At 60.5% G+C, this 10,331-nt stretch carries 4 protein-coding genes; all 4 read left to right on the top strand.

The window, feature by feature from the left end:
* The first annotated feature begins 151 nt into the window (after positions 1-151).
* The 4 genes from LDN95_RS22325 (at position 152) to LDN95_RS22340 (ending at position 10,266) form a co-directional block, all read left to right on the top strand.
* Positions 152-3,238 carry a DUF1998 domain-containing protein gene (locus LDN95_RS22325; protein ID WP_226019717.1) on the top strand — a complete coding sequence of 1,029 codons (3,087 nt, stop codon included), beginning with the start codon at positions 152-154 and terminating at the stop codon, positions 3,236-3,238.
* Between the two features lie 4 nt (positions 3,239-3,242).
* On the top strand, positions 3,243-6,014 hold the full coding sequence (locus tag LDN95_RS22330) for a DEAD/DEAH box helicase (RefSeq protein WP_226019718.1): 2,772 nt from the start codon (positions 3,243-3,245) through the stop codon (positions 6,012-6,014).
* A 3-nt stretch (positions 6,015-6,017) separates the two neighbouring features.
* On the top strand, positions 6,018-9,851 hold the full coding sequence (locus tag LDN95_RS22335) for an N-6 DNA methylase (RefSeq protein ID WP_226019719.1): 3,834 nt from the start codon (positions 6,018-6,020) through the stop codon (positions 9,849-9,851).
* A 91-nt stretch (positions 9,852-9,942) separates the two neighbouring features.
* Entirely contained in the window at positions 9,943-10,266 is a 324-nt protein-coding gene (locus LDN95_RS22340; protein WP_226019720.1) for a hypothetical protein, read from the top strand.
* Positions 10,267-10,331 lie beyond the last annotated feature (65 nt).

Here is a 10,331-nt window from a genome sequence, read left to right on the forward strand (position 1 = left end):
GTCGGGCTACGCCCTCCCTACGCCGCCAGCAGCGCGAAACCTGCGCCCAGCATCAACCGATCCTCGCAACGCAAAGGGGGTCCCTTTTGCGCGCCGATAGGGGGTCCCGATTGGACGCCGATTGACAAACAAGGCTGCCCGGATCCATTGGATGCTGGATCCAGAAGCGGGTGCAGTGGTGCGGGAAGACGCACAACGATCACTTGCCAAGGTGCTTGCCCATCGCGTCTGGACAGACCTCAGGCGCGGATGGCGTTACACCAATCCAAGCCTCTCGGTGCTCAAGCTGATCGACGTCGAGTTCATCGGGCTGGATGATATCGCGGAAGACACGGAAGGCCTCATGGCCGTGCTTCCCGAGCTTGGCGGCCTCGATGTGGAAGCCCGCAAGAAGCTCCTCAAAGAACTGCTTGGCGCCATGTTAGAGGGCTTGGCGGTCAGCACCGAGGCGCTCGAACTGACTGTGCTCGATTCCGTCGCTCAAAAGTCCCGAAATCTCCTGAGGACTCCCTGGGCAATGGACCAGAAAGAAACACCGCGCAGCCGCACGACGCTCTTTCTGCAGGCCCCAGGGAAAGACCGCGTCGGGCTGCGTGAAGAACAGACCATCATTCGTGCCGGTCACAATTCCCGCGTTGGCCGCCTGATCAATCGCAAGAGCATGATCGGCACGAAGCTCAACAAGACCGATTATCTCACCGTGATGACAGGGCTGATGGAGCTCCTCGCTCGCGAAGGCCTGGTCTCTCTCGTCGAGATCGAAGCGGACCTGCTCGGCTGGCGTCTCTCACCGTCCGCCGTCCGCCTTGTCCCCGGAGCTGCGGTGCGCAATGGCACTGCGGAGGGCAACCGGTATTTCCACGACCTCTACAGCTCCATTGCTGCGGACCTCAAGCGGGGCAAAAGCACATACTGGGGCCTCGAAGGGCGTGAGCATACGGCCCAGGTCTCCCAAAAGCAGCGCGAATGGCGGGAATGGCGCTTCCGCTTCGAGGATGATGACCGCGCCAAGTTGAAGGACAATCTGGCCGAGATCAAAGCGGCCGGGGAATCCGACCAGTTCCTGCCCGCTCTCTTCTGCTCGCCGACGATGGAACTCGGCGTCGACATTTCAGCACTGAACGCCGTCTACCTTCGCAACGTTCCGCCCACACCGGCCAACTATGCGCAGCGCGCTGGTCGAGCCGGACGATCGGGTCAGGCAGCGGTGATCGTGACCTACTGCGCAGCCCAGTCACCTCACGACCAGTATTTCTTCGAACGGCGCAACGACATGGTTGCCGGCGTCGTGCGGCCGCCCGCCCTCGACATCACCAACGAGGAACTGGTGCGCTCGCATCTCCATGCTGTCTGGGTGGCTGAGGCGAAGCTCGCGCTCTCGCCCGACATCCCGGAAATCCTCGATCTCAGCCAGCCGAAGTACCCGCTGAAACAGGAGATCCTGGACGCAATCAATCAACCCAAGCTGGTGACCACAGCGCGCGATCCGATGAAGATGGTTCTCGACCAGATTCTCGCCTCGGTGGATGGGCGAAAACCAATCTGGATGGGCGACGCTAATGACTTCGTGCTCGAAGTCGCAATGAGCGCTCCGCAAGAGTTCGATCGCGCCTTCGATCGCTGGCGGGAACTTTACAATTCTGCCCGAACACAGCTCATGGAGGCGAATGCCCGCTCCGAGATCACCGGTCTTTCCGGGGCCGATCGCCGCAAGATCAAGGCCGCACAAATGCAGGCAAGCGATCAGATTGCGATCCTTGAACAGGGCAAGGCCTCGAACGGCTCGGACTTCTATTCGTATCGCTACCTGGCAACCGAAGGTTTCCTGCCAGGATACAACTTCCCAAGGCTTCCACTCTACGCCTTCGTGCCCGGCGAGGGGAAAACTGGGTCATTCCTGCAACGCGCCCGCTTCCTCGCCATTTCGGAATTCGGTCCACGCAGCCTGATCTATCACGAGGGCCGTGCCTACCGGGTGATGAAGGCGAAGCTGCCGCCCGAAGTCCGGACTGGAGACGGGTCAGAGCTCGCCACCAAGGACATTTTCATCTGCTCCAATTGCGGTGCATGTCATGAAGGGGAAGTGGAACGTTGCCATGCATGCGACGCCCCGATGGCCGGCGAAGTTCCGGTCCAGCGAACCCTGCGAATCGACAACGTCGAAGCAGCCCCAGCCGATCGGATCACCGCGAATGATGAGGAGCGTGTTCGGCAGGGCTTCGACATCCAGACGGTATTTTCCTGGCCCAAGCGGGATGGCCGTCTCCAGATCACAGAAGCGGATTTCCGTTGCGGTGAGACATCGATCCTGGCTCTGCAATACGCGAATAGTGCGGAGATCAGCCGCATCAACAAGGGGTTGAAGCGCCGCAAGAACCAGACCGTTTTCGGGTTCAACATCGACCCTCGCAGCGGGTATTGGGCCAAGTCCGAGGACGAAGACCCGGATGTGGATGTCCCGCCTGACGTCGCAAAGCCGGTTCGCATCGTTCCGATCGTTCGGGATCGCAAGAACGCCCTTCTGATCCGCTTCCGCGAGCCCGAAGCTTACACACCCGAAACGACGGCGACCGTCCAGCACGCGCTTTTGCGCGGTATCGAGGTGGTCTTCCAGCTGGAGGAAGGGGAGATTCTCGGCGAGCCCCTGCCTGCCCGCGACAATCGCCGCTCAATTCTCGCCTACGAGGCCACGGAAGGAGGAGCCGGTGTTTTAAACCGCCTGGTTGAAGATCCACAGGCCTTGGGCAAGGTTGCCAGGGAAGCTCTGGCGCTCATGCATTTTAAGAAGGTGGACGAGGCAATTGCAGCTGGAGACGCAAAGCTTCTGGCTGATCGCGAGGGCGAGGCCTGTGTCCGGGGCTGCTATCGTTGCCTGCTCTCTTATTTCAATCAGCCAGATCATGAGCTGATCGACCGCACGAGCGATGAGGCAAAACAGATGCTGATCGATCTCGCGCGGGGCGAGGTCGTGCTTTCCAGCGCGCAACCGCGGTCCGAGAGTGCGTCTGGATGGGAGCAGGCCTTCAAGGATGCTGGCCTACCTGCGCCAGATGATTCATCCGTGAATTTTGCGGACCAGGAGATGGATTTCGCCTGGCGGAGCCACTTCATCGCTGCCTGCGCTGCGCCCTTGACGCCAGCGGCTCGCGAAACCTCCGACACCAAGGGCTGGACGGTATTCGAGTTGCCGGACGCAATGTCCGTCCCCGAAGCGATGATCAAGATGTTCAAGGGTTAAGCCGATGACCGTGAATTTTGCCCCTGGAGATCTCGTCCGTGCCCGTGGGCGCGAGTGGGTTGCGTTGCCCGCGCCGCGCGAAGGCATCTTGGCGCTGCGTCCCCTCTCGGGAAGCGAGAATGACATGGTCATACTCGACCCCGGACTTGAGATGATGCCAGTCGAGGCTGCCCGCTTCGATCTGCCGGACGACGCTTCACCCACTGTCCAATCGAAGGCCGCCCTCCTGGCGGACGCCCTGCGCCTGACGCTTCGACGGGGTGCTGGTCCATTCCGATCGGCCGCGCAGTTAGCCTTCGAGCCAAGAACATATCAGCTTGTGCCGCTGCTTATGGCGCTGCGTCTGCCAGTGGTCCGCCTGCTGATCGCCGACGATGTTGGTATCGGCAAGACGATCGAGGCCGGCCTGATCCTGCGGGAGCTTATGGATCGTGGAGAGGTCGACGCCTTTTCGGTGCTGTGTCCGCCCCATCTGGTCGAGCAATGGGTTCTGGAGCTCAAGAACCGGTTCGGCATAGATGCTGTGGCGGTCACCTCGGGAACCGCTGCTCGGCTGGAACGAGGATTGCCTCTCGCCCAGACACTCTTCGACGCATATCCCTACACGGTTGTCAGTCTCGACTACATCAAGGCTGACAGGCGTCGCGAGGGTTTCGCGCGCGCCTGTCCCGACTTTGTAATTGTCGATGAGGCCCATGCCTGCGTGGGCACTCACAAAGGCAAGCAGCAGCGTTTCGAACTGCTCTCTGGCTTGGCCCGTGATCCGGATCGCCGCATGGTCATGCTTACGGCAACGCCACATTCTGGTGATGAACAGGCGTTTGCGCGACTCCTCTCCCTCATCGATCCGTCCTTTGCATCAATGGACTTTGAGGACGCGAGGTTCCGCGAGCGCCTTGCTCGGCATCTCGTCCAGCGTCGCAGGATCGACATCACATCTGGCGAATGGGGCGAAGAGCGGGCGTTTCCGCGCAAGGACGAAATGGAAGGCGGCCTGCCTTATCGTCTCTCGAAGGATCACCTCGCCTTTCAGGAAGCCGTTCTGGATTACTGCTTTGGCGTCGTCTTCAAAGCCGGAACCGGCCAACGCGAACGCCGTCTCGCTTTCTGGGGCACCCTGGCCTTGATGCGGTGCGTTGGTTCGTCGCCTGCCGCGGCGCTTAGCGCTCTCAGAAACCGGGCCTCAAATGAGAGTGAGCGTCTCGAACCTCAGATCTACGACGAGGATGGTGACGATGAAGATGCCGTAGACATCGAGCCGAGCGCGAACTTCGATGCTGACCCTGCGCTTCTAGCCCTGGTTCAGCATGCCGAGGAGCTCGTTGCAAAGCCTGACCCGAAACTGTCGGCATTGATCGATGTTCTAACGCCGCTCATCAAGAAAGGGGCAAACCCGGTCGTATTCTGTCGCTATCTTGCCACTGCTGAACATGTGCGCGCCGGATTGCGCAAGGCCTTTCCCAAGCTGAAGGTCGAAGCGGTCACGGGCGTTCTCACCCCGGACGAACGTCGCGACCGGGTGGCAGATATGGGGCCAGCCGAAGACGAGAAGGATGTTCAGCGCATTCTGGTCGCCACGGACTGCCTGTCAGAGGGCATCAACCTCCAGCAGCTCTTTGATACGGTCATCCACTACGACCTCTCTTGGAACCCGACACGGCATCAGCAACGCGAAGGCCGCGTGGATCGCTTCGGTCAGCCTGCGGAACTGGTGCGTTCCATCATGATGTTTTCGCCTGACAGCGCGATCGACGGGGCGGTTCTCGAGGTCATTTTGCGCAAGGCGGAAGAAATCCGGAAGGCAACCGGGGTGACCGTGCCGTTGCCCGAGGAGCGGGGCCCTGTGACCGATGCTCTCATGGCGTCGATGATGCTACGACGCGGCGAAACCCGCCAGTTGGCCCTTGATCTGCGTCTCGACGATGGAACGAAGGCCATGGAGGCACGCTGGCGCGACGCATCCGAGAATGAGAAGAAATCCCGCGCCCGGTTCGCCCAGAATGCCATGAAACCGCAGGAAGTGGCCCCGGAATGGGAGAAGGCGCAAACGCTTCTAGGTTCCCCTGCGGATGTGAGGACCTTCGTCGACCGGACGATGTCCCGCTTCGGTGCGCCGTTAGAACCCCGTAAGTCTGTCCTCTTGGCGCATGTGCATGCCCTTGACGGCGCATTGAGGGAGAGGCTGTCCCAGCGGGATCTTACAGGCTCTGTACGTCTCGCAGTTGCCGAGCCTGCGCCTACAGGAACCGCACTTTTGACGCGGACGCATCCGCTGACCTCGACGCTGGCGGAAGCGTTGGTCGAAGCCTCGCTCGATCCGGAAACCCTCTCCGGCCTGGGGATTGGCAGAGTTGGCGCGTGGCCGACCACGGCGGTTGACCAGGTGACCCGGATTGCGCTGCTTCGGATCCGCTACAAGCTGACGGTTCATTCCCGGAAAGAGCGATTGCTGCTGGCCGAAGAGGCGACGCTCGTCGCGATTGAGGGTAACCAGATCGTGGCAACCGGCGAAGCTGCCCGGGACTTGCTGAACACGCCTGCAACTGCCGACCTGGCAACGCCGGCCCGCGACCGCTTCATCAACAAGGCCAGAGAGGACCTTCCATCCTTGCTTGATGGCCCCTTGGCATTCTTTGTGAAATCAAGGGTCGAAGAACTGAGCCAAGACCATGCCCGTCTCCGCGCCGCTGCCGGATCCGCATCGCGCGTCACCGTCGAAGCCGTCACACCGCCAGATGTGATTGGCCTTTTCGTCCTGATGCCGAGCGAGGTGTAAGCAATGGCGCGCAAGACCATCACTGACATGTCGGCCTGGCCATCGCTTACGCTGGAAGGCAATCTGATTGCACCGGCCGTGGTCGCGCAGATTGCCGAGCCGAAGGACGATGCGGACACCCGGGCGGGTTATGGCATCCGCAAGGGTCTGACGATCCGTGAAGAGATCTCGACCGCGTTTCGCGTGGGCCAGTCTCATTTCGATGCCTTCGCGAGACTGGAGAACCCCTCGGTCGAAGCGACGCGCCGCTTTGTTCGCGAGTTCCTGAAAGAAACCTTCGGTTTCGATGATCTCGCGCCGCAGCAAGGCGCCGTATCGTTCCTGGCCGGTGGACGGGTGCCGATCGTCGTCGTGCCGCCCGCTGATGACAAGCTTGATCGCCGCAGCCCGACGCTGTCGACCGATCGCTCGCGCTCGCCTGCTTTCGCGCTCCAGGACTATCTGAACGACGACGACGACGCGCTTTGGGGTCTGGTTACCAACGGCGTCCTGATCCGCCTGATGCGGGATAACGCATCCCTGACCCGGCCGGCCTACATCGAAGCGGACCTCGCACAGATCTTCGCGAATGAGGATGCTGCCTCCTTCTCGATCCTGTGGTTGATGATCCACCGCAGCCGATTTGGATCGGAAGGCGCATCTGCAGCCGACTGCGATCTCGAACGCTGGCGCGACGCTGGATCGCGTGAAGGCGAAGCCGCGAGAGACCGTCTCGCCGATCAAGTGGAACTCGCGCTGAAATGCTTGGGCTCTGGCTTTCTTGAAGCCAATCCGGAACTCGCAGCGAGGCTGAAATCAGGGCAGATCAATCTTACCGAGTGGTTCAACGAACTGCTTCGCCTCGTCTATCGGCTGATCTTCCTCATGGTCGCCGAAGACCGGAACTTGCTACACTCTGAAAAAGCCGGGGCAGACGCGCGCAAGCTCTACGCCGAAGGGTACAGTCTGGCGGCGCTGCGCATCCAATGCGTCCGTGCGGCGACGTGGGACAAGCACTTCGACCGTTTTGAGGGCGTCAAAGTCATCTTCCGCGCCCTGGCGCATGGCGAAGATCGGCTGGCCCTACCGGCTCTAGGCGGCCTTTTCGCTGAGGACAGGCTCCCCCACCTGGCAACCGCCCGTTTGCGCAACAAGGCGTTCATGGAGACGCTATTCCGCCTGTCCTGGCTATCGGACAAAACCGGCATGGTGCCGGTGAATTGGCGGGCAATGGAGACCGAAGAGCTGGGTTCCGTTTACGAATCCCTCCTCGAACTCCAGCCGCAGCTGGGCGAAGATGGCAAGACGCTGGTCTTTGCCTCGGAAGCCGCCGAGCAGAAAGGCAACCAGCGCAAGACCAGCGGGTCCTACTATACCCCCGACAGCCTCGTTCAGGCGCTGCTTGATACCGCGCTTGATCCCGTTTTGGACAAGACCGAGGCTGAGGCAGAGGATCCCGCCAAGGCCCTTCTGAAGCTTTCGGTGATCGATCCGGCGTGCGGTTCAGGCCATTTCCTGTTGGCAGCCGCACGTCGTATTGCCACGCGTGTGGCCCGCATCCGGGCCGATGGTACGCCGTCGCTGGCCGATTTCCGCCATGCCCTCCGGGATGTTGCCCGATCTTGTCTGTATGGGGTCGATCGCAACCCCATGGCCGTAGAACTGACCAAGGTCGCACTTTGGATCGAAACGATTGATCCCGGCCTCCCGCTCGGGTTCTTTGATGCGCAGATCCGTTGCGGTGATGCGCTGCTAGGTGTGTTCGACCTCAAGGTGTTGGAAGATGGCATCCCCGACACTGCCTACAAGGCCTTGGCCGCAGACGACAAGGACGTGGCGCGATACTACGTTGGAAAGAACAGGAGGGAGATCGGGGAAAAGGAGCGCGTTGCAGGAGGCTTCGGTTTCCAACGCGCGCAGGACCTGACCCGTGCCTTCGAGGCCCTTCGCAGCATGCCGGAAGACACGGTCAAACAAATCGAGGCCAAGGCTGCACGCTTGAGTGAACTGACGGCGCAAGGTGCAGTGGCCTGGCAGCTGGAGGCGGCTTGCGACCTTTATGTCTCGGCATTTTTGATGCCCAAGTCGAAAGGCGGAGATCATTCCGGACCGGATGGAATGCCGCGCCGGGGCACCGAGACAATTCCGACTTCTGGTACCCTATGGGAGTGGCTGCGAGGAGTTGATCCATTCGCCCCGCTGTTCAGTCAGGCCATTGATGCCGCGCGGCGCGCCCGAGCGTTCCATTGGCCGCTGGAATTCCCTGACGTGATGCAACGCGGCGGCTTCGACGTGGTGTTGGGCAACCCGCCGTGGGATACGATGAGCCCCGATTACAAGGAGTTTTTCTCGGTCTACGATCCGGGAATACGCCACATGTCGCCCGATGAGCAGAAAGAGGCTTACGCTCGGCTGCTGGGCAATCCCGTCATTGCGCGGCGCTGGGACCAGCATTGTGCCGATCTCTATTCGGCAGTCCACTTCATCAAGTCGAGCGGTCGCTACCGCCTGTTTTCGGAAGGCAACCTGGGCAAGGGAGACTTCAATGTCTACCGGATGTTCGTGGAAACCGCGTTGGCGGCCACGAAGGAAGGCCGCGTGGCTGCTCAGTTCGTGCCGGAAGGCCTTTACAACGGGGCCAATGCCACCGCGATCCGCAAGGAACTGTTTTCCGCATTCCGATTGGAGCGTTTGGCGGGATTCGAAAACACGCATGGGATCTGGTTCTCCAAAATCGACACGCGCATGAAATTCTGCCTCTATGTCGCCTGGAAGGGCGGCAAGACGGAGGCGTTTCACGCAGCCTTCCGGGTGAACACCCTGGACAAGTTGCAAGAGCTCAAATCCGGCGGCGGATTGACCATTCCGGTTTCGGTTGTCGCGGAATTCTCGCCCGAAGCCCTGGCTGTGATGGAATTCGCCGCGCAATCCGAGATCGATATCTGCGCCCGGATGTATGCGCTGTATCCCAAGTTCGGCGCTGAAGTCGAAGGGGCACCCTATCGGCATTACATGCGTGAAGTGGACATGGGCACAGATCGCGGCCTGTTCTCGGACGGTAGCGATGGGCTGCCGGTGTTCGAGGGGCGCATGATCGACGCCTATGATTACAGGGCAAAAGGATATCTCTCAGGGCGCGGTCGATCCTCAGTGTGGGACGATTTCCCGTTCGGCGAAGCCAACAAGCAAATCCAACCCCAATGGCGTATCCTGCCCGAACGAATTCCCGACAAGCTGGGAGACAGGATCTATCGTTACCGGATCGGGTTCGGCGACGTGGCCAGTCCCACCAATCAGCGGGGGCTGATCGCCGCGATGATCCCACCAGAAACAATCTGTGGCGATAAAGTGCCGACGATCATTCTCGGCCCAGACGATGAAGACCACTTTCTTTGGCTGGGCGTGGCGAACTCGATCGTCATGGACTTCTTGGTTCGCAAGAAGGTTTCTCTGAAGATGTCCTATACAATTATGGACAGCCTCCCATTCCCAAGGCTGTGCAAGGAGACGCCATCCTCACGAGAAATCGTCCAGCGTGTCTGCTCCTTGTGCGCCACCGGACCAGAGATGGAATCCCTGCGAAATCGGGCGATTGCGGCAGGCATTTTGGCTGATCCATTCGCCATCGCTGAGGACCCGGAACAGCGCGCCGTGACGGCAGCCGAGATTGACGTTCTGGTAGCCCGCGATGTCTTCCAGCTTTCGAAGGACGAGATGCTCTACATTCTCGACCCGGACAATATCATGGGCAAAGACTGCGGTGTCGAAACATTCAAGGCCCTCCGCAATGCTGAACTGCGGGAGTTCAACGAATTCAGAACCCAGCGACTTATCGAGGAAGCATGGGATCGAGTGTGATGTGGCTCTCCATTCCCACCGGCGCCACGGCCTGCGTTGATGCGTTCGCGGGCCTCAAGATGCTGAACCTCGGATCGATCGCGGGGATGCAATGATCAAAAACCCCCAGTCTTTCGTCGTCCGCGAAGAGTGCGAAAAGGCCACTTGGCAGAATGGATTTCGCCGAAAGCTTGGGGAGGCGGACGGATGGGCCGCGTTCGCTTCAACCACTGCACATGGCACGATCTATCTCGCCGCAGCAGGCTCGCAGGGGCCGTGGTTCATGGCGCTTGACCACGCCGGCGTCATCGATGAGCTGGATTTGCCAGCTGCACAACTGCCGGGCCCCGGCATCGCTCGCTATGCCTTCGAGATGCGGATTCCGACGATCGCGCGCATGTATTGCGATCTGATGCCGCGCAGCGTTCCGATTTGATCGCGCGCAGGTAAAGCACCTGATCGTTGGTATCTATTCGCACTATGGTTTGGCGTTGGTCAAGC

Origin of the sequence: Novosphingobium sp. FKTRR1 (genome assembly GCF_020404405.1) — a bacterium.
Classification (GTDB): Bacteria; Pseudomonadota; Alphaproteobacteria; order Sphingomonadales; family Sphingomonadaceae; genus Novosphingobium.